The sequence below is a fragment of the Microbacterium lacus genome (assembly GCF_039531105.1).
Lineage (GTDB): Bacteria > Actinomycetota > Actinomycetes > Actinomycetales > Microbacteriaceae > Microbacterium > Microbacterium lacus.
Map to the genome: position 1 here is coordinate 3,073,915 of NZ_BAAAPK010000001.1, position 20,533 is coordinate 3,094,447.

18 protein-coding genes are annotated in these 20,533 nt (G+C 71.1%); 4 read left to right on the plus strand and 14 right to left on the minus strand.

Features of this window, described 5'->3' with window-relative positions; translation table 11 throughout:
- The 3 genes from ABD197_RS14580 to ABD197_RS14590 all read right to left on the minus strand — a co-directional run.
- Nucleotides 1–1,092, minus strand: a 1,092-nt coding sequence (locus ABD197_RS14580) for a hypothetical protein (protein WP_344055578.1), incomplete at its 3' end; no start/stop codon positions are given.
- A gap of 8 nt (nucleotides 1,093–1,100) precedes the next feature.
- Nucleotides 1,101–1,241 carry a hypothetical protein gene (locus tag ABD197_RS14585; RefSeq protein WP_344055579.1) on the minus strand — a complete coding sequence of 47 codons (141 nt, stop codon included), beginning with the start codon at nucleotides 1,239–1,241 and terminating at the stop codon, nucleotides 1,101–1,103.
- Nucleotides 1,242–1,423: 182 nt separating this feature from the next.
- Nucleotides 1,424–2,206: an alpha/beta fold hydrolase gene (locus ABD197_RS14590; protein WP_344055580.1), complete on the minus strand. Its 783-nt coding sequence runs from the start codon at nucleotides 2,204–2,206 to the stop codon at nucleotides 1,424–1,426.
- A 129-nt stretch (nucleotides 2,207–2,335) separates the two neighbouring features.
- On the opposite strand from ABD197_RS14590, the gene ABD197_RS14595 reads away from it, so the two are divergent.
- Together ABD197_RS14595 and ABD197_RS14600 are read left to right on the plus strand one after the other, a co-directional pair.
- Nucleotides 2,336–3,295, plus strand: a complete 960-nt coding sequence (locus tag ABD197_RS14595) for a DNA-3-methyladenine glycosylase family protein (RefSeq protein ID WP_344055581.1) — start codon at nucleotides 2,336–2,338, stop codon at nucleotides 3,293–3,295.
- 28 nt (nucleotides 3,296–3,323) lie between these two features.
- The gene (locus tag ABD197_RS14600) at nucleotides 3,324–3,548 is read left to right on the plus strand and encodes a hypothetical protein (protein ID WP_344055582.1); all 225 of its coding nucleotides are present in this window, start codon (nucleotides 3,324–3,326) and stop codon (nucleotides 3,546–3,548) included.
- A 13-nt stretch (nucleotides 3,549–3,561) separates the two neighbouring features.
- Here the strand turns inward: ABD197_RS14600 and ABD197_RS14605 are convergent, their stop codons facing one another.
- The 5 genes from ABD197_RS14605 to ABD197_RS14625 form a co-directional block, all read right to left on the minus strand.
- Nucleotides 3,562–4,395 (minus strand): aldo/keto reductase, encoded by an 834-nt coding sequence (locus ABD197_RS14605; protein WP_344055583.1) that lies wholly within the window; start codon nucleotides 4,393–4,395, stop codon nucleotides 3,562–3,564.
- A 161-nt stretch (nucleotides 4,396–4,556) separates the two neighbouring features.
- Nucleotides 4,557–5,399 (minus strand): DUF4097 family beta strand repeat-containing protein, encoded by an 843-nt coding sequence (locus ABD197_RS14610; RefSeq protein ID WP_344055584.1) that lies wholly within the window; start codon nucleotides 5,397–5,399, stop codon nucleotides 4,557–4,559.
- Nucleotides 5,396–6,073 (minus strand): response regulator transcription factor, encoded by a 678-nt coding sequence (locus ABD197_RS14615; RefSeq protein ID WP_344055585.1) that lies wholly within the window; start codon nucleotides 6,071–6,073, stop codon nucleotides 5,396–5,398. The genes ABD197_RS14610 and ABD197_RS14615 overlap by 4 nt, the downstream gene beginning before the upstream one ends.
- A complete protein-coding gene (locus ABD197_RS14620) occupies nucleotides 6,061–7,356 on the minus strand; it encodes a sensor histidine kinase (RefSeq protein ID WP_344055586.1) in 1,296 nt (431 codons plus the stop codon). Before ABD197_RS14620 ends, ABD197_RS14615 begins: the two co-directional genes overlap by 13 nt.
- A 77-nt stretch (nucleotides 7,357–7,433) precedes the next feature.
- Nucleotides 7,434–8,105, minus strand: a complete 672-nt coding sequence (locus tag ABD197_RS14625) for a GAP family protein (protein ID WP_344055587.1) — start codon at nucleotides 8,103–8,105, stop codon at nucleotides 7,434–7,436.
- Nucleotides 8,106–8,281: 176 nt separating this feature from the next.
- On the opposite strand from ABD197_RS14625, the gene ABD197_RS14630 reads away from it, so the two are divergent.
- Complete coding sequence (locus ABD197_RS14630; RefSeq protein WP_344055588.1) at nucleotides 8,282–8,548, plus strand: GlsB/YeaQ/YmgE family stress response membrane protein; 267 nt, start codon at nucleotides 8,282–8,284, stop codon at nucleotides 8,546–8,548.
- Nucleotides 8,549–8,598: 50 nt separating this feature from the next.
- On the opposite strand, the gene ABD197_RS14635 is transcribed toward ABD197_RS14630, so the two are convergent.
- From ABD197_RS14635 to ABD197_RS14660, 6 genes are all read right to left on the minus strand, one after another.
- Complete coding sequence (locus tag ABD197_RS14635) at nucleotides 8,599–9,576, minus strand: zinc-binding metallopeptidase family protein (protein ID WP_344055589.1); 978 nt, start codon at nucleotides 9,574–9,576, stop codon at nucleotides 8,599–8,601.
- Nucleotides 9,577–9,662: 86 nt separating this feature from the next.
- Nucleotides 9,663–10,556, minus strand: coding sequence for a transglutaminase family protein (locus tag ABD197_RS14640; protein WP_344055590.1), 894 nt, complete (start codon nucleotides 10,554–10,556; stop codon nucleotides 9,663–9,665).
- Complete coding sequence (locus ABD197_RS14645) at nucleotides 10,553–13,084, minus strand: circularly permuted type 2 ATP-grasp protein (RefSeq protein ID WP_344055591.1); 2,532 nt, start codon at nucleotides 13,082–13,084, stop codon at nucleotides 10,553–10,555. The genes ABD197_RS14640 and ABD197_RS14645 overlap by 4 nt, the downstream gene beginning before the upstream one ends.
- Complete coding sequence (locus tag ABD197_RS14650) at nucleotides 13,081–16,356, minus strand: transglutaminase family protein (protein ID WP_344055592.1); 3,276 nt, start codon at nucleotides 16,354–16,356, stop codon at nucleotides 13,081–13,083. The genes ABD197_RS14645 and ABD197_RS14650 overlap by 4 nt, the downstream gene beginning before the upstream one ends.
- Before the next feature lie 129 nt (nucleotides 16,357–16,485).
- Nucleotides 16,486–18,591: a S9 family peptidase gene (locus ABD197_RS14655; protein ID WP_344055593.1), complete on the minus strand. Its 2,106-nt coding sequence runs from the start codon at nucleotides 18,589–18,591 to the stop codon at nucleotides 16,486–16,488.
- A gap of 38 nt (nucleotides 18,592–18,629) precedes the next feature.
- The gene (locus ABD197_RS14660) at nucleotides 18,630–19,856 is read right to left on the minus strand and encodes a trans-sulfuration enzyme family protein (RefSeq protein WP_344055594.1); all 1,227 of its coding nucleotides are present in this window, start codon (nucleotides 19,854–19,856) and stop codon (nucleotides 18,630–18,632) included.
- Between the two features lie 110 nt (nucleotides 19,857–19,966).
- On the opposite strand from ABD197_RS14660, the gene ABD197_RS14665 reads away from it, so the two are divergent.
- Nucleotides 19,967–20,443 (plus strand): Lrp/AsnC family transcriptional regulator, encoded by a 477-nt coding sequence (locus ABD197_RS14665; protein ID WP_314505133.1) that lies wholly within the window; start codon nucleotides 19,967–19,969, stop codon nucleotides 20,441–20,443.
- Nucleotides 20,444–20,533: the final 90 nt, after the last annotated feature.

Genomic DNA, 20,533 nt, shown 5'->3' on the forward strand with positions numbered 1-20,533 from the left:
CGACAGAAGTTCGCCCCGGATGAACGGCGGACCGGAGTCCAAGACAGAAACGATGAATCCGCCGGGGATTGCGCGCGTCACGTCCACTGTCAGCGTGTCGGACTCGAATCGCTCGCTTGCGCCCAGCGCTGAAGGCGCCTTCATGATGACGGGGCGGAGCTTGTCTATGCGATGACCGAGCGGATCGGGTGTCTGGACCGCATAGACGATGACGCCTTCCTCCGGGATGCCGGCATCGAACTGATCAGCCATGAGTCGGGCCTCGATCATGACGTACGGAACCCCCGAGCCGACCTTCACCGCCGCGACCCGACCGCTGGGCGGTGGTTGCGTCAGACTTATCGCGTGGAGGGCATACTCGCCGACGCGGCCGCTGTGCTGCGCCACGGTCGCCGGATCGAGCCACTGGATCCCGGTCTTCGTGTACGCCGTCGGGTGGGTCGCGGTCGACGCAGACATCTGGTCGTACCTGCCGATGACGGGATTCTGTGGATCGATGTCGTCGCCGAACGGATACAGATCCGTGAACCCGGTCAGGCCGTGCATCAACTCCATCGCCCAGACACCGACGTCCTCGACCATCACGAACCTCGACCAGAATCCGCTGTTCGTGCCCGCGCCGCGTCCGCCGAGCATGACGATCGCAGCGGCATCGAACCCCTCCGACCGAAGTCGAGCGCCGATCACCGGCTCCAGCATGGCCGCCGGCACATCACGCTGGTCGACACTGTGCCGCTCCACCACGACGGCGTCCAGGTCGGCGATCCCCGAGGACGCGGCCCTGATGTACGCCCTCAGCGACCGGTCTCTGCCGGTGCTCGGATCAGGGTCGTACAGCGCCCTGCGAAGGATGTCATCCTCCCAGTGGTTCGGCACGATGTCGGGCGGTAGGGCGTTCGTGCGGTACAGCGGGACGAAAGCAATCTTCTTGCGACCAACCCAGGACATGTCATCTCCCGTTTTCCTGCGCCCAGCGCCTGGACTATTGAGAGGGCAGCCGCCGCTCCGTTTGCAGCGACTCGCCTCCGAACCGAGAACTCTCGACGCCTCTCTGGAGAAGAGAGGCGAGACGTCCGCGTGATACGGACGCACGCGGGGCTCTATCGTTTGGACCACAGCCGCGCCCATTGCGCGGCATCCAGATCGCGCGGCAGTGATGCGGGGTGGATGCCCGCCGCGGAAAGGATCTGCCGGGCGGCGGGCGCCGACGACCTCACGACCGGCGCCAGGATCGCAGCCATGCCGCGGCCGCGCGCAGTGAAGATGTCTCCGACGAATTGTTCGTAGGCGTGCCGCTGGTCCGCAGGGACCAGCCGAGCGTTGACGGTGGGATCTTGTCCATCACGCGTCGAGGCGTGCCGCTGACGCATACGGATCGATGAACGGTGACGAGCGCAGTCCTCGGCTGGGCAGACCGCCGGTTTTAGCGGGTGCTGTCGAGGATGAGTCGAGTCGCTTCCTGCGCGGCGTCCCATTGCGGAAAGTGGCCGCAGCGCTCGAACCAATGCAGCACGGCGTCGGGGAACAGTTCTGTGGCGCGAGAGGCCTGACGCGGCACCGTCACCAGATCGCGCCGCCCCCACCCGATCGTGACCCGGCCGGGCACCGTTCCGGCCGGTGCGCCCTGCTGCTTGGGTCCTTTGGTGAGGGCGTCCATGGCGGCACCGGTCGCCGGCGAATCGGCCAGTCCGCGCACGTCCGGCAGCACGGTCTCGGGCGAGAGCGTCCAGGGCCGCGCCGACAACTGCGCCAGCAGCAGAGCCCTGCCGACAGGGTTGTCCAGCAGGGCTGGCAGCACGCCTCGCAGCGCTCGGACCAGAGCGATCGAGGGCCGCAGCGTGGCTCCGAAGACGACGAGCTCGCCGCGGCTCCAAAAGCCGCCCGGGTCCAACGCCACAGTGTCGCCGCCGACCCCCCGCCGCGCAAGATCGAGCACGATTCGGCCGCCCATCGACTGGCCGGCGGTCGAGACCCCGTCCAGCCCCTGCTCGCGGATGAAGTCCGCGACAGAGTCGGTCAGCGTGGCGATCGAGACCTCACCGGTCAAAGGCGGTGTCTCCCCGAAACCCGGTAGGTCGACAGCGATGATCTCACGGTGCTCGGCCAGCTGGTCGAGGATCGGGGCCCAAGATCGCCACCCCGCGCCCAGACCGTGTACGAGCAGCAAGGGGCTGCCGTTCCCGCGTCGGATGTGGTTCAGCGTCATTCGCTCAACGCTATCCCGCGCGGAAAGCGGGAGGGCCGGATCCCCAAGAGCGGAACGACCGACGCCGTTCTCACGTGATCCTCAGAGCGCGAGCGCCGAGTGTCGGGGGGCGGAGCGTAGGGTGAGCGCATGACGATCGCGGAGCTCCGGCCGGCAGCGCGGACCGCCGCCGATCGACCGCTCGAGACCGAGTACCGCCCGCGGCATCCGGTCGACGTGCGTCGCACCGTCGTCTATCAGCGCCACGGCGGCGGCGACCCCACCATGGTGATCGCGGGCGAGGTCATCTGGCGCGCCAGCAGGACCCCGGAGGGCATCGCCACCCTGGCGATCCGAGAGGTCTCCCCCGGCGTGATCCGCGGCGCCGCGTGGGGCCCGGGCGCGTCTTGGGCGCTGGATCAGCTGCCTGCGCTCTGCGGGCGGGACGACGATCCCGGCGACTTCGACGCGACGCGGCATCCGCTCATCGCCGACGCGCACCACCGCCACCCGGGCGTGCGCATCGGTCGCACCGATCTGTTCTTCGACTCCCTCGCCAGCGCGATCATCGAGCAGAAGGTCACTGGCATGCAGGCGTTCGGCGCGTGGCGCCGGCTGGTCACCTGGCACGGCGAGCGCGCCCCCGGGCCGACGCCGAAGCCGATGTACGCCCCGCCGGACATCGAGGGGTGGCGCCGCATCCCGTCATGGTCGTGGCACCGCGCCGGGCTCGAGCCTCCGCAGTCGCGCACGATCGTCGAAGCGGCCCGCCGCGGCGAGGCCATCGGCCGTGTCTTCATGGCGGCGACCGACGGCGAGGCCCGCGACCGCGTGCTGATCAGTCAGCGCGGCATCGGCGCGTGGACCTCGGCCGAGACGCGCATCCGCGCGCTCGGAGATCCCGACGCGGTGAGCGTCGGCGACTTCCACCTCGCACACGAAGTCGGCTACGCCCTCACCGGCGCGCGCGTCGACGACGACGGGATGCTGGAGCTGCTCGCCCCGTGGGCGGGTCAGCGTCAGCGCGTGATCCGCTACCTCGAAGCGAGCGGCATCCGGGAGCCCCGGCGCGCACCGCGCCTGCACCCCGAGGACCACCGCAACCGCTGAGCTCGAGGCCGCGCCCTAGGCTGATCCCATGTCTGAACCTCGCACCGGCTGGCCGAAGGGCCGCATCCAGTGGCTCATCGGCACGATCCTGATCTTCGCCGGCGGCGTGCTGTTCGGTCTGATCTGGGGACAGCTGTGGATCGGCATCGTCTTGGCCCTGGCGATCTCGGTCGGCTGGCTGATCGCGTACGAATCCTGGCGCGGGCGGCACATCGGCATCGACGACCCCGACGACAACGGCGCGCAGCTCTAGGCTCCGGACGCCCTCACATCTCCTCGTGGGTATCGGGATCCCCGTCCCACAGCCGACCGCGCTCGAGCGCGGAGATCGCCGACACCTCGTCATCGGTCAGGCGGAAGCCGAAGACATCGGCGTTCTCGCGCTGACGGTCGGCATCGGCTGACTTCGGGATCGGCGTGCTCCCCAGCTGCGTGTGCCAGCGCAGCACGACCTGAGTGGGGGTCACATCGTGGGTGCCGGCGATCTCCTGCAGCACCTGTTCCTGCAGCAGCTCGGATCGACGCGCCAGCGGACTCCAGCTCTCGGTGCGGATGCCGTGCACGGCGTGGAAGGCACGGAGCTCCGCCTGGGGGAAGTAGGGGTGCAGCTCCACCTGATTGACCGCGGGCGTGACGCCGGTCTCGTCGATGAGCTCGGTCAGCATCGCGGCCGTGAAGTTGGACACGCCGATCGAGCGCACCAGCCCCTGCTCCCGGGCGTCGATCATCCCGCGCCAGGTGTCCAGGTACTTGCCCACGCTGGGGTTGGGCCAGTGGATGAGCGAGAGGTCGATCCGGTCGAGACCCAGCAGCGCGAGCGAGGCCTTGGTGCTCTCCAGCGCCTCCGCGCGTCCGTGATGACGACCGGGGATCTTGGTCGTGATCAGCAGCTCGGCGCGGTCCACGCCGGCGGTGCGGACCGCCTCGCCGACTTCGCCCTCGTTCTCGTAGTTGACCGCGGTGTCCAACAGTCGGTAGCCGCTGTCGATGGCCGCGACGATCGCGGCCACTCCCTCCGGGCCCTGCAGCTTGTAGGTGCCCAGTCCCAGCTCGGGGAAGGCCACGCCGTCGTTCAGGGTCACGGTGGGGATGCTCAGCATGACTCCATCCTCCCGCACACGGATGTGCTCTCGCGGCCGGCTTCCGTTCTCGCGGCCCGTGGTGCGGTTCGGGCCGCGACACGCAGCGCGGGCCGCGACACGCAGCGCGGGCCGCGAGGCGCAGCGCGGCGTGCGAGCTCGCGTGTGCCGCGCGCGGCGCGTCAGCGGGCGCTGTCGATCGTGACCGTCCCGGCCGAGACCGTGACGTCGACCGTGTTGCGGGCACCGGCCTGCGTCTGCAGCCCGTTGTCGAACTCGCCGGCCGACACGTCCGAGCGCACGTCGTAGGCGCCGTCCGGGAGCTCGAGATCCAGGCCACCTGCGCTCACGTCCACCGTCACGGTGCGCGGCGCGGTGCCGGTCAGGCGTGCATCGATCGTGCCCGCGCTCACCGAGAAGCCGGCCTCGGTCACGTCCGCGAGGTCGATGTCCGCCCCGCCCGCGCTCAGCTCGGCGGTGAGCGTCGTGGCCGATCCGTCCACCGAGAGCCGGCCCGCGCCGACGTCGATGCCGAGGTCGCCGAACCGCCCATCGACCGTGAGATCGCCGGCGGCGAGCTCCAGCGTGGCGTCGAGGTCGTCGCCGGCGAGGTCCTGCGGCAGCGTGAGGATCGCCCGCACCTCACCGCCGAAGACCCACCAGCCTGGACCGAAGCGCTGGGGCGAGGCGACCCGCAGGGTGTCGCCGTCGGTGCGAAGCGTCCACGAGCCCGCCCCCAGACCGCTGGTCACCTGAAGCGTCGCCTCGGACACGTCGGCGAACTCGAGGCGGAGCGAGGCGGCATCCACACTGACATCGAGTTCGCTCACTCCCCCGACATCGACGCTGCGGCTCTCGGTGCGGACGCTCGCGGCGGCGACGGTGGAGAACACCGCCGAGCCGAGCGCCCCGAGGATCACGGCCGCGCCGAGCGCGATCGCGAGGATCGCCACGACGCGGGAGGAACCCCGGGTCGGCGGCGGCGTCGGGGCCGCGGGAGCCGCGGGAGGGGGTGCGATGGTCATGATCCTGCTCCTGTCTGCGGCTGCGGGCCGCCGTGTTCGAGGTGGACGAGCGCTGCCAGCACCCGCCGGTTGCCGGACTCGTCCGGCTCGAGTTCGAGCTTCTGGAAGATCGCGGTGATGTACTTCTCCACGCTCGCCTCGGAGACGAAGAGGGTTGCCGCGATCGCCTGGTTCGACCGACCCTCGGCGATGAGTGCGAGCGTCGACGCCTCGCGCGGCGTAAGGCGCTGCATCCGCTCGTCGCGGGGTCGGCGGCTGAGCAGCTGCGCGACCACTTCGGGATCCAGGACCGTTGCACCGTCCCTGATGCGGGCGACCGCCTCGAGGAAGTCCGACACGTCCGCGACCCGGTCCTTCAGCAGGTAGCCGATCGCTCCGCCGTGGGCGGTGATGAGCTCGCTCGCATAGCGCTCCTCGACGTACTGCGAGAGCACGAGGAGGGGGAGATCGGGATGCCGGGCCCGCAGTCTCAGCGCGGCCCGGATGCCCTCGTCGGTGAAGGTGGGCGGAAGCCGCACGTCGAGGAGGCAGAGCTCGGGCATCGTCTGCTCGACGGTCTCCTCGAGGGTCCGCGCGTCCGCCAGGGCGGCGACCACCTCGTGGCCGGAGTCCTCCAGGACGCGGACGAGCCCTTCGCGCAGCAGGACGGAGTCCTCGCAGATCAGGATGCGCACGGGACGCTCACCTCCAGAGACGTGGGACCACCCTGGGGGCTGTCCAGCCGTGCCGTGCCGCCCGCGGCGAGGACGCGGTTCATGATGCCGTCCAGGCCGCCACCGGGCGTCACCTGCGCGCCGCCGATCCCGTCGTCCTCGACGCGCGCCCACAGGCTCCCGTCCGGGCGCTGACGGACCAGCACGCGGCAGCCCGTTGCGCGTGAGTGCTTCGCGGCGTTCGTGAGCGATTCGGCGATGCAGAAGTAGACGGCGGCCTCGGCGTTGCTGTCGCAGCGCCGATCGATGCGGACGTCGAGCTGGACGGGGATGGGCGAGCGCCCGGCGAGAGCCGAGAGGGCGGCATCCAGCCCCCGATCATCGAGCACCGACGCGTGGATGCCGCGCGCGAGCTGCCGGAGCTCGGTGATGGCGGCCTTCGTCGAGGTGTGCGCCTCCGCGAGCAGCGCTTTCGCCGCCTCGGGGTCGTCGTCGATCTTCTGCTGCGCGAGACCCAGCGTCATCCCGACCGACACGAGCCGGGGCTGCACCCCGTCGTGGAGGTCTCGTTCGATGCGGGTGCGCTCGACCTCGGAGGCCCGGATCGCCCCCTCGCGGCGGACGTCGGATGTGCGCGCCTGCTCGACGAGCTGGGCCTCACGGGTGGGCACCACGATCGCGCGGGCGAGGACGGCGTGGAGCACGGCGAGACCGATGATCGCGGCCACCGCGACGAGCGCGACCAGGATCCCGGTGACGACCGCCCACGAGACAGGCACCTCGATGCCGGTGCCGGCGAGGGTGACGGCGCCGCTGCGGGCGAAGAGCGGAGCGAAGACGAGCACGATCGCCGACGCGAAGACCGACACGAGCGGCAGGACGATCAGACCCAGGACCGTCCCGATCGCGGCACTCGCGATCGCGCGCCACATCGACGGGTCGATGAACTGCCGCCAGACGACACGGAGGAAGCCGCCGAAGCCCGGCGTGGTCCGCCGACGCGGCGCGAGGCCCGGCAGGCCCAGCGCATACAGCCCGTCCACGCGTGCCGTCTCCAACCACGCCACGCCGTACAGCGCGTAGACGAAGCCGAGGAGGAAGACCAGGCCGATGCCGAGGACGGGGACGAGTCCGAGCCCGACCCCGAGCAGCGTGGCGAGGACCGTGAAGACGACGGGCCCCACGACGCCGAGGGCGGCGAGCTGGGCGATGGCTCCGGCGATCCGCAGCGGGTCGCGCAGCGGCGATCGTGACGGCGGCGGGACGACGGGAGCGGCGCTCGGAGCGAGGGTGGAGGAGGTCATGGCTCCACGGTATTGATGCGCGCCGCCGCGCGCGCCGGGGGCATCCGGAATCCTCCCGTCGGGTTAACCCGAAGCGGTCAGCCGGACAGCCCCGACACGCCGCTCCCGATGAGCATCGCGCCGATCACGATCAGCACGAGAGCCATCACGATCGCGTTGTTCGCGATGAGCCAGTTCTTCGCGGTCTGCAGGACCGGCGTGACCCGGTCGCCGGCGACCGCCACCAGGGTCACCGGGACCGCCACGCTCAGGCAGGCGAGCACGACGAAGAGCGCGCCCGCGCCGATCGCCTGACCGATCGGCAGGAACGCCCCGCCGATCGTGAGCCCGGCTCCCGCGGCGAACGCGATCTCCTTCGGATTCACGACCGTCAGCACGAACCCGAGCCGGAGTGCACCGCCCCTGCCGGTGCGCTCGATCGACTGCATCCAGCCCGGCAGCTTCGGTGCGGCATCCGCCCGCGGCCGCCGGACGAACTTGCGGATGCCGACCCCCACGAGCACGACGCCGAGGGCGAGCCGCAGCACAGCTGCCGGAAGAGAGGATCCCGCGGCCTGATCGATCAGGTCCGACACGACGGCGAAGACCGCGGTGAGCAGCGCGAAGCCCGCCGCGCGGCCGAGGAGGAAGAGGCTGCTCCCGCCGAGCCCCACCGGGGCGGTGAGCAGCAGCAGGACGGCGATGATCGGGAACGGACTGAGCGCGACGCCGATCCCGAACGGAATGAGGTCGCCGATCACGTCGAGCACGGCATCCTCCTGACTCCCGCGGGTCCGTCCCGCGCGCGCCCGACGCACGCGAAGGGCATTTCACCCTAGTGCGCAAGCCCCCCTCCGGGCTGTCGCGCCTGGGATAGGTTCGGGCACGGCCTTCGCCCGGAGCGGAGGTTCACAGCACATCACCTCGACAGAAACAGAGACACACCATGGGTTTCCTCGCATTCCTCATCCTCGGCCTGCTGGCCGGCGCCATCGCCAAGCTGATCCTCCCCGGTAAGCAGGGCGGCGGCTGGCTCATCACCCTGCTCCTCGGCGTCGTGGGCGCCCTGCTCGGCGGGTGGCTCGGCAGCGTCCTCTTCGGCGCGCCGCTGCAGGACTTCTTCTCGCTGCAGACCTGGCTCCTGGCCATCGGCGGTTCGATCATCGTCCTGCTGATCTACGGCCTCATCGTCGGTCGCCGCAAGCGCGCCTGATCATCCGAAGGGCGCCGACGGTCATCCGTCGGCGCCCTTCGTCGTTCCCGCTACGGCCTGAGCGACGCGACGAACTCGAGCTTGTCCAGGACCGGAGCCGGGATCACGAACGGATAGAGATCGTCCTTGCCCATCGAACGGTTGATCGCGTTGAGCGCGGTCGACAGCGGCACCCACACCTCCGTGACCAGCTCTCGAAACGACCGGGAGCCGCGCTCGTCGCTGATCAGTCCGTAGTGCACCGCCGTGTCGAGCGTGTCGCAGATGTGCAGGTAGTGCGCCCAGGTCTCGGCGAAGTCCTCGTACGGGTGCATCGTCGCGTACATCGTGAGGTATCGCTCCTCCCATCCCGCGGGCGGGCCGTCAGCGTAGTGCCGATCGATCTGCTCCTGGTAGTCCACGGTCTCGTCGCCGAACAGCTCACGTGCGCGCGCCAGGAGCCCGGCATCCGCCGCCTTCTCCACGAGCTGCCACTCGAAGTAGTGCCCGACCTCGTGCCGGAAGTGGCCGAGCATCGTCCGGTACGGCTCGTCGAGCTCGCCGCGGACGCGCTCGCGGTACGCGGGATCGCTCTCGGCGAGGTCGATCGTGATGACCCCCTCGTCATGCCCGATCACGACGTTGCGGTCGGTGCTGGAGAGCAGGTCGAAGCACAGCCCGTCGACGGGATCGCCGCCGGTGGCGGCATCCTTGCCGATGACGGGGAAGCCCAGGTCATCGAGCTCCGCGATCAGGTAGCGCTTCGCCCGCTCGGCGACCGGGAAGTTCGCGATGCCCGCGGCATCCGCGTCGTTCGGGCGCGTTCGCGTGAGCGCGCAGCTGAAGCACTGGCCGCCCTCGAGCGGCGCGAGCCACGTGCATCCCGACAGGTCGAGGTTGCGGCAGACGTGCCAGATGAGCCCGGTCGCGTCGACGTAGCGGCCCTGCAGGTCGACCGGGACGATCTGCCGCTCGTCACGCGAATACCCGAGGCCCGTCCGGCAGGTCACGCAGAGGGAGTTCTCGAAGAAGAGGGGACTGCTGCACACGCGGCATCGATAGGCTTTCACCTTCTCAGGCTCGCACGTCGAACCGATCGGCCCCCGGCCCTTGCGGATCGGGGGATGATCTGCGGTCAGCTCTGCGCGAGCTCGGTGAGCGGGGCGACATCCACCGCGACGCGGAGTGTGGACTTCTTCGCCTCGGTGAAGATCACGCCCTTCACCGGCGGCACATCGCCGTAGTCCCGGCCCCACGCGACCGTCACGTGCCGGTCGGCCGTCCACTGGTCGTTGGTCGGATCGAACGCGAGCCACTGGTCCGAACCAGGCAGCCACGCGGCCACCCACGCGTGCGACGCGTCGGCGCCGACCATGCGGGGCTTCCCCGGGGGCGGTGTCGTCGCGAGGTACCCGCTGACGTAGCGAGCGGCGACGCCGTGGCTGCGCAGGCACGCGAGGGCGAGGTGGGCGAAGTCCTGGCAGACACCCGCCCGCTTGTCGAACACGTCGGCGACAGTGCTCGTGACCGTCGTGGCGGTCTTGTCGTAGTGGAAATCGGTCTTGATCCGGTGCATAAGATCGGTCACGGCCTCGCCGATCGGGCGCCCCGGCGTGAGGGATGCCGCGCCGTACGCGCGGGCGGCGTCCACGTGCCGGGCCTTCGGTGATTCCAGAGCGAATTCGGCCGCCGACCACGCGCCGCGGATCTCCGGGTGCAGGATCGGGCGCGCCCGCTCCCACGGTTCGGCGAGCGCGTCGGCATCGTAGGCAGTGGGTTCGACCGTCACTTCGCTCAGCGCGTCGATCGTGAGCTGCAGGTGCGGCTCGGTGACGTGGAAGTACGACACGACGTTGCCGTAGCAATCCACGTCGTCGCTGAGGTCGCCGGGCGCCGGATCGATCGTGACCGTCCGGAAGGCCACCTGCTGCCACGGCAATTCGCGCGGCCGGCAGTGCGCGATTCCGAAGCTGCTGGAGACGTCGTCGTCGTACGTGTACGTCGTGCGGTGCGACACGCGGTATCTCATGCGTCGGCTCCGCTCACTTCGATCAGGCTCAGCGACGACAGCGGCTGCGGCTCAGGGCCGGCGGCGAAGTGCAGATGCACGATCGCATCGCCCAGGCGATGCAGCTGGGCGCGGGTCTCGGCGAGGAACTCGTCCAGACGCGGACGGCGGCCGTCGACCGGGACGGTGAGCGCCGGCAGGTCGACCGCCTCGAGCGCGTCCTCGAGGTGCTCGAGCAGCCGCTCGGGGCGCGTCGAGCCGGTCGAGGCGGCGAGGGCAGCGAGATGGAAGCGCAGCCGATCCAGCGCGAACGCCACCGACCGGGGGTTGCCGGTGTCCAGCAGCAGCAGTTCGAGCACGTCGGCGGTGCGCAGGACGCCTCGGTAGCGGCGACGGTGCGTCACGGAGCTCTCCGCGGCCATCAGCACGCCGCCGAGCACCGCGCGGTCCACGCCGATCCCGTGCGAGGCGGTCGTCGTCGACGCCAGCAGCGTGCACACCTGCAGCGCCCGCTCGAGGTAGCGGCCCGCCTCGATCGCGTGCCAGCCGTCGTCGCGGATCATGTTGGCCGTCACGCCCTGCAGCGACAGGATGCCGCCCAGCATGCGACTGGCCGATTCGGCGATCTGCGTCCGGCGCGACGAGCGCAGCGCCCGCATCGCCCGGTCGGTGCTGCCGAAAGCGCGCCAGGTGTCGACGGAGAGCTGATCGCGGACGCCCTCGAGCGCGTCGCGCAGGCGCTGGAGCGAGTGGGCGGCGGAGCCGGGGCGATCGGCGTCCAGCAGCAGCGAGCGCTGCTCGAGATCCGGGTCGCCGTAGCGCGTCCCGCACAGCCGCTGCAGGACGCCGATGAGCGCCCGGACGGCCGCCCCGCCCTGCGTGCTCGAGCTGAAGTCGAGCTGCTCGGCGTACGCGCTCGCCGTGATCACGAGCCGGACGAGGTCTTCGGCGCGCTCGGTGTACCGGCCCGACCAGAACATGTCCTCCACCGCGCGCGGGGACAGCACCGGCACCGCTCGAGTGAGCGGCACGGGAGCGACCTCGACGATGCCCTGGTCGGGATCGGTCGGGGCGTTCTTGAGCACCCAGACGTCCTTCGTGCTGGGCGCGGCGGCGCGGTCGTCGACGAGCGTGGCGAGTCCGCCGACCAGCGGGCGGTAGATCGCGCCGTCGCGGACCGTGAACGAGCGCAGGACGAGCGGATGCGGCCCCGCCCGGCCCGACGTGCGACCCACGCTCCCCCACGCTGGCGCCTGCGAGAGCGGGAGGCGCTCCTGTCCCACGAAGCGGTGCGGCGCCGCGAGGATCCGCGCGCGCAGCTCCGCGGGATCCAGACCCGACAGATCAGCGGCGCGACCGTCGATCTCGCGGATGATGAGCGCCCGGGCTTCCGTCGCAGGCCGCTGATCGAGCGAGGCGAGGACGGCGGCGAGCCCCTCGTCGTCGCCGCACCACTGCGTCGGCACCGCCGGCAGGCGCAGCTGTTCGCCGAGAAGACGCTCGCAGACGGCGGGCATGAAGGGGATGAGTCCCGGATTCTCCAGCACGCCGGCACCGAGGCCGTTCACGAGGCGCACCCGGCCCCGGCGCACGGCCTCGGTGAGACCGGCGACGCCCAGCCGGGATCCGGCGCGCAGCTCGAGCGGATCGCACCACTCGGCATCCACGCGCCGCAGGATCACGTCCACGCGCTCATGCGGCGCATGCTGCGGGAAGCCGGCGGGCTTGATCCACACCCAGCCGTCGTGCACGACGAGGTCTTCGCCCTGCACGAGCGGGAAGCCGAGGATGTTCGCGATGAAGGCCTGGTCGTACGCGGTCTCGGAGTGCGTTCCCGGCGAGAGGACGACCACGCGCGGGTCGGCGATCTCGGCGGGGGCCGCCTGGAGGAGCGCCGAGCGGACGGCCGAGAAGTACGGCTCCATGCGATGCAGACCCGCCTCTTCGTAGAGGTCGGGCAGCACGCGCGAGAGGATCCGCCGGTTCTCCATCGCGTAGCCGAGCCCGGAGGGCGCCTGCACGCGGTCGGTGAGTACCCGCCACTCGCCCGCCGCGTCGCGGCCGAGGTCGGTGCTGGCGAGGATGAGCGGCTGGGGGTCGTGCCCGCGGCGGCGGACGATCGGCCGCGTGTAGCCGGAGTGCCCGAACACGACGGCCGACGGGATGATGCCCTCCGAGAGGAGCCGCTGCTCGCCGTACAGGTCCGCGAGCAGCGCGTTCAGCAGCTCCGCGCGCTGCGCGAGACCCACCTCGAGCCGCGCCCAGGTCGCGGCATCCAGGACGAGCGGCATCGGGTCCAGCTGCCAGGGCTGGGTCCCCTGCTCGGGGTTGCCGTACGTCGCGCCGTCATCGGCGAGAAGGGTCGCGATCTCGTCGTCGATCCGGCCGATCTCGATCCCGGTGAGCTCGACCGCGACCGCGGCCATGCCTTTCCATGCCGACCGCAGCCCGCCGTCGGGTCCGACGACCTCGTCGAAGCGCGCGCCGGTGCCCGCGAGCGGCAGCGTGGGCTGCGAGATCGCGGCGGCGTAGTCGCGCAGCAGACTCACGAGAGCGGCACCCGCCGCAGGTCGAGCGTGTGCGGATAGTCCGGTGTGGCGGCCCGCCGGGCCTTCTCGCGGAGCTCGGCCACGTCGAGCCGGCCGGCCGTGTGGCCGTGCGGCGCGAACCGGCTCGCGCGCCGAGCCTCGGCCTCATTCGAGTTGATCGGGGGCCGCTCGTACGACCGGCCACCGGGGTGGACGACGTGATAGGTCGCGCCGCCGACGCTCACCCCGGAGGCGATGTCGACGACGTCGAAGACGAGCGGCGCGTGCACGGGGATCGTCGGGTGCAGCGCCGAGTACGGCTGCCACGCGCGATAGCGCACGCCGGCGTAGTACTCCGCGGCCGGGCCGGACGAGGTCAGAGGCACGGGAACACTCTGACACGTCACGAGGTGGGTGCGCGGATCGAGCCCGGTGACCTTCACCTGAATGCGCTCGAGCGACGAGTCGACGTAGCGCGACGTGCCTCCCTCGGTCACCTCCTCGCCGAGCACGTTCCACGGTTCGATCGCCTGCCGCAGCTCGAGCTCGACGCCGTTCTCGAGCCGCGTCACGCCGATGCGCGGGAAGCGGAACTCGGTGAACGCGTCGAACCACTCCGTCTCGAACGCGATGCCGTGGTCCCGCAGGTCCGCGACGACCTCGGCGATGTCGGTGGTCGCGCCCTCCGGCAGCAGGAAGTCCTCGTGCAGGCGGGTTCCCCACCGGATGAGCGGCGCCTCGTACGGCTTCTCCCAGAACATCGCGACCATGCTCCGCACCAGAAGCGCCTGGACGAGCGCGAGCTGCGGATGCGGCGGCATCTCGAATCCGCGCAGTTCGAGCAGACCCAGGCGTCCCCGGCTCGAGTCGGGGCTGTAGAGCTTGTCGATGCAGAACTCGGCGCGGTGCGTGTTGCCGGTGAGGTCCGTGAGCAGGTGCCGCAGCGCCCGGTCGATGAGCCACGGCGAAGACTCTTCGCCGAGCTCCCGCGCCACCCCGGTGAGCCGGCGGACCTCCTGCAGCGCGATCTCCATCTCGTACACGGCTTCCGGCCGGCCCTCGTCGAACCGCGGCGCCTGGCTCGTCGGTCCGATGAAGCGCCCCGAGAACAGGTAGGACAGGCTCGGGTGCCGCTGCCAGTACGTGATCAGGCTCGCCAGCAGATCGGGACGCCGCAGCAGCGGCGAGTCGACGGGCTGCGTGCCGCCGAGCGTGAGGTGGTTGCCGCCGCCCGTGCCGGTGTGCAGACCGTCGAGGTCGAACTTCTCGGTCGCGAGCCGGCTCTGCCTGGCCTGCTCGTACAGGGTGACGGTGAGGTGGCGGAGCTCCTCCCAGGACGAGGTCGGCTGCACGTTGACCTCGATGACCCCGGGGTCGGGGGTGACGACGAGCTGAGTGAGCCGCGCGTCCGGCGGCGGACCGTAGCCCTCGAGCACGATCCGGCACCGCGTGAGAGCGGCCGCCCGCTCGATGACGGCCAGGAGGTCCGCGTACGCCTCGAGCTCGATCGTTGGCGGCAGGAAGACGTGCACGAAGCCGTCCCGGGCCTCGAACGCGAGCGCCGTCGTGCGCGCCTCCTCCGGGTCGACGACGGGGACGCTGCGGATGCGGGACTCCAGCGCCGGGCCCGCTTCGAGATAGGAGGGCTCCCCCGGGTGCTCCGGGTCGGTCCACGAGACCGAGTCCAGCGGCAGCCGCAGTCCCACGGCACTGGTTCCGGGAAGGAGCACGAGCCGCCCGCGCCGGAAGCTCCAGGCGGGGCTCGTCCACTCCCCCTCGGTCGTCAGCGGCAGGACCCAGCCGGTCGGCGTCGTGGCCGTGCGGTCGGCGGCGGCGACGTCGAGGTCGCTCTCGTCCACGCCGGGACGCGGCCCCTCCGGCTGACGCACGTCGGCGGCGAGCGCGGCGAACGGATCCTCGTAGGCGGGCAGGAGCCGTCGATCGGGGATGCCGAGCAGCGCGGTCACCGCGCGGGCGAGGGCTTCGGCGTTGCGGGGCGCGTCGGGATCGGCATCCGGTCCCCACGGGTCGGCGAACAGGGACGCGTCGCTCCACAGCGGCTGACCGTCCGTGCGCCACTGCAGCGCGATGTTCCAGCGCGGGAGGGGCTCGCCGGGATACCACTTGCCCTGCCCGCGGTGCACGACGCCGCCGAGCGCGTACGTGCTGCGCAGGCGCTCGGCGAGCACGTTCGCGAGTTCGCGCTTGTGCTCGCCGTCGGCATCCGTGCTCCACTGCGGGCTCGTCTTGCCCTCCTCGTCGGCGCTCTCCAGCGCGACGAACGTGGGCTCGCCGCCCATCGTGAGACGCACGTCGCCCGCGCGCAGGCGATCGTCGACCGCGAGCCCGAGCGCGTCGATGCGCGCCCACTGGTCGTCGGTGTACGGCTTCGTGGTGCGCGGATCCTCGTGGATGCGGATGACCTCGTTGCGGAACTCGAACGCGACCTCCACCGGCTCGGTGGCGCCCTGGATCGGCGCGGCGCTGGAGGGGTGCGGAGTCGCGCTGAGCGGAATGTGACCCTCGCCGGCGAACAGGGCGCTCGTGGGGTCCATGCCGACCCATCCGGCACCCGGGATGTACACCTCGGTCCACGCGTGCAGGTCGGTGAAGTCGACCTCGGTGCCGCTCGGGCCGTCCAAGGCCTTCTGATCGGCGGCGAGCTGGACCAGGTATCCCGAGACGAACCGGGCGGCGAGGCCGTACTGGCGGAGCAGGCTCACCAGGAGCCACGCGCTGTCCCGGCACGAGCCGATCGCCCGGCCGAGGGTCTCGTCGGGGGTCTGCACCCCGGGCTCCATCCGCACGTCGTACGCGACATCGCGGTGCACCGCGGAGTTGAGCCCCGCCAGGAACGGGACGGTCGGCATCCCCTCGGCGGGGACGGGCGGCAAGGACTGCTTCCACACCGCCGCCTGGTCGCTGCCCTCGACCGGACGCAGGTAGGGAGCGAGGTCGGCCTTCAGGCCGGGCTCGTACTCGAACGGGAAGGTCTCGGCGTACTCCTCGATGAAGAAGTCGAAGGGGTTGATCACCATCATGTCGGCGACCAGGCTCACCGTGACCGAGAGGTGATCGATCTTCTCGGGGAAGACCAGGCGCGCGACCCAGTTGCCGAAAGGATCCTGCTGCCAGTTGATGAAGTGGTTCGCCGGGCTCACCTCGAGCGAGTAGGCCTCGATCGGCGTCCGCGCGTGCGGGGCGGGCCGCAGGCGCACGACGTGCGGGGTGACCGACACCGGTCGGGCGAACGTGTACCCGGTGTGGTGAGTGAGCGAGACCTTTGTGGACATCCCCACAGTGTCGCGGAAATCTGTTGCGTCCGCGTTTCGCGTTGCACCCCTGCAGCTCGCGAGAGGGCACTTATGTAGGGCGACACGCCGCGCGAGAGGGTCATTTGTGCCCTCTCGCGGGCTGCAGGGTCAGCCCAGGAGCTCGGGGCGGCGCCAGTCGGCGCCGTGCACGTGCTGGTCCAGGAACGCGAACACCGTCTCGTACCAGACCACGGCGTGCTGCGGTTTCAGCACCCAGTGGTTCTCGTCCGGGTAGAACAGGAACTTGTGCACGGTCGAGCCGTCGGGCTGCGCGTGGTGCTCGGCGAGCTCGGACCACAGCCGCAGGCTCTCGCCGATCGGCACCCGGTAGTCCCGGTCTCCGTGGATCACGAGCAGGGGCGTGCGGATGCCGTCCACGAAGCGGTGCGGGGAGTTCTCGATCATCGCTTCGGGCGTGAAGATGCGCTGCCAGTAGTCGGAGCTGTCGGTCGTGCCGCTGAATTGGTCCAGCGCCCACAGGCTCGCGTGGGTCACGATCGCGCGGAAGCGGTCGGTGTGCCCGGCGATCCAGTTCGCCATGTAGCCGCCGAACGAGCCCCCCATCGCCGCGGTCTTGGACTCGTCGATGTCGGGGCGGGCGACGACGGCATCCGTGATCGACATGAGGTCGGTGTAGGGCTTGCCGCCCCAGCTGTTCCAGCCGCGGGCGATGAACTCCAGCCCGTATCCGGTCGACAGGGCGGGGTCGGGCAGCAGAACGGCATACCCGCGGGCGACCGCGAGGAGCGGCGCCCAGCGCCAGCTCCAGGCGTTCCAGCTGTTCAGCGGTCCGCCGTGGATCCACAGCAGCAGCGGGGCGGGCGCATCCTCGGAGGCGCCCTCGGGCAGCAGCAGCCAGCCGCGCACGCGCGCGCCGTCCTCGGCGGTCGTGTCGACCTCGGTGATCGACCCGGGAGCGACGGGCAGGACGGCGGGCGTGACGAGCGGCGTCACCGAGCCGTCGGGCGCGATGCGGACCGGGTGGGCGGGCGCGACCCAGTTCGAGCGCAGCGCGACGAGCCCGCCCGACGCGCGATCCACAGCGACGTGCGTGTACGTGAAGTCGTCCTGGGTGAGCTGCTCTGCCGCGCCGCCGTCCAGGGGCAGCCGGAAGACGGGACCCCGACCGTCGGAATCCGCCGTGGCGATCAGCACGGCGTCGTCCGCGGCGAACACGAGGCTCGAGGCCCAGCGATCCCACTCGGTCGCGATGCGACGGGCGTTGCCGCCGTCGATGTCCGACACCCAGACCTCGATGTCGGTGGGCCCCGCGGGGGTGCTCCGGACAGAGCGCAGGTAGGCGAGCGTCCGCCCGTCGTGACTGACGGTCGGCGCCTCGAAGTCGACCCCCGGCTCGTCGAACAGCCACGTGCGCTCACCCGTGGCCACGTCGATCGCGGCGAGGGCGAACCGTCCGTCGCGGGTCTCGGGGATGCGCAGCGCGGCGATCAGAGTCGTGCCGTCCGGGGTGAGGGCGGCACCGGCGATGTCGGCGCTGCGACCCGGGGCGGGAGTCAGGTCGGCCGGGCGCGGCAGCGTCGCCGGATAGGGCGTGCCGGCATCCCCGTCCTCGTCGACCGCGTCACCGGGCGCGCGATCATCGGACTCGGCGGGAACAGCAGCCACCGTGTCGGCGAGTGCGGAGAGGTCGAGGGCGAGCAGGTGCGGCTCGGCGGGACCGAGGTCGTGATCCCAGAAGCGCACCGGGTAGGACTCGTGCAGGATCGCGGAGACCTTCTTCTTCTTGCGGAGCGCCCGCAGCTTCGCCTCCGCCTCCAGGCTCTCACCGCCGGGCAGCAGCTCGGCGCTCAGCACGACGCGGGAGGCGTCCTGTGCCACCGCCGCGATCGACCCGACGCCTCCCGCGAGCCGGGTCACCGGACGAGCCTCGCCGACGGTCGCCGGCAGCAGCCAGAGCTGGGCCGAGTCGTCGTCCTCGTCGGCCTCGCTGTCGGCGCGGGCGGACACGAACAGGATGTCGCCGTCGGCCGTGAAGGAGGCGCTGGACTCGCCCTTGGCCGAGCGCGTCAGTCGCGCCGGCGACCCCGCTCCGTCCGTCGGGACCGTCCACAGGGATCGCTCGTACGCGGTGCCGTCCTTCTTGAGCGTGGCGACCGTGAGCACGGCACGGGTGCCGTCCGGTGACAGCGCGAGCGCCTCCACGCGGGGCAGGGCGATGTAGTCCTCGAGTGAGCGGAAGGGAGTCGATGGCATGCGTTCCACGCTAACCCGCGGATGCCGGAAGCCGGCGGTCAGGCCGGGGTGGGCGTGCGGGTCAGCTCGGGTGCGGCATCCGACAGCGCGTCCGCAGCGGCGAGCGCGACGAGCAGGTCATCCGTGAGGTCATCGACGTCCTCGAGACCGATCGACAGGCGCACGACCCCCGCGCCCGGCTTCGCCTCCCCCGCGACGGGGCGGTGCGTGAGCGACGCCGGATGCTGCACGAGCGAGTCGATGCCGCCGAGCGAGACCGCGTGCTCGATCAGCTCGCACGACTCGGTGAACCGCGCCGCCGCGTCGTATCCGCCGGCGAGTTCGAGCGCGATGATCGAGCCGGGTCCGTCGAGCTGCCGGCCGAGGAGCCCCGCGGGATCCTGACCCGCAAGCCCCGGATAGAAGACACGAGCGACGGCAGGATGCGCGCTGATGCGCTCCGCGAGCATCCCGGCGGTCCGCTGCTGCGCGCGCACGCGCAGGGGCAGGGTGCGCAGCCCTCGGTGCAGGAGGTAGGCGGCCATCGGATGCAGGAGTCCCCCGGTCAGGGCGCGCACCTGACGCAGCCGCCGCACCCACTCCTCGTTTGTCGCGACGACGCCGCCCATGACGTCGCCGTGGCCACCGAGATACTTCGTCGCGCTGTGCAGGACGAGGGTCGCACCGTGGCGCGCCGGCTGCTGCAGAACCGGCGTCGCGAACGTGTTGTCCACGAGCACCGGAACATCACCGGCGGCGGCGACCACCTCGGCGAGGTCGACGAGCTCGAGCGTGGGGTTGGCCGGGGTCTCCACGATGACGAGGCCCGTCTGCGGCGTGATGGCCGACGCGATCTCCTCGACGTGCGCCCAGGTCACGGTCGTGGCGAGCAGGCCGTTCTCGAGCACGTGATCGGTGCCGCCGTAGAGCGGTCGGACCGCGACGATGTGGGGCTTTCCCGCGGTCGCGGTCGCGATCAGGCAGGCAGCCAAAGCCGCCATGCCGCTCGCGAAGGCGACGGCACCTTCGGTGTGCTCGAGGTCGGCGAGCGCGTCCTCGAACCGCGCGACCCCGGGCTGCCACAGCCGCTGATACACCGCGCTGCGACCCGGGCCGAGGTCGTGCCCGGTTGCGAGCTCTTCGTACGCGAGCCCGCCGGTATCGACATCGGGCAACGGGTACGTGGTCGAGAAGTCGATGGGCGGGACGTGAGCGCCGCTTTCGCGCAGGCCCTGCATCCCGCCGTGGACGGCGCGGGTGTCGAGGCGATGGTGACGGGGATCCATGCGTCGAGGACAACAGAAACTGCGCGAATCGGCAATCGACTCTGGAGGATGCCGATCCTTCCATAGACTCGGTCGAAGAATCTTCACCCACCGCTCGGCGAAGGAGCCCCATGGCGCAGGTCCTTGAACTCGACCGGACGGACCGCGCGCTGTTGCGGGCCCTGACCGCGAACGCCCGCGCGTCGGGGGCATCGCTCGCCTCGACTCTGGGCATCGCGGAGTCGACGGTGTCGCTGCGCCTGCGCCGGCTCCAGACCAGCGGCGTGATCCGTCGCTATCGGGTCGATCTCAACCCGCTCGCGCTGGGTGCGACCGTGCAGGCCCTCATCGCGATCCGGCTCGTCAAGCACGCGCGCGAAGAGATCGAGGCCTTCCGGCGTGCCGCGCCGAGCCTGCCCGGCGTGCTGAGCCTGTTCCACATGGCGGGCGCGGACGACTTCCTGCTGCACGTCATGGCGCGCGACGCCGCTGAGCTGCGCGAGTTCGTCCTCGCACACCTCACCGGACACCCGGCGGTGGCCCACACCGAGACGAACCTGATCTTCGAGCACGCCGACGGCGACGGGTGGGAGCAGCTGATCCGCTGAGCTGCTCCGCTCAAGTGGCGGTTTCTGCCGCCTCCGCGCGCGGGAAGCGACAGATAGTGACCCCTTCGTCGCGCGCGGCGATGGGGATGG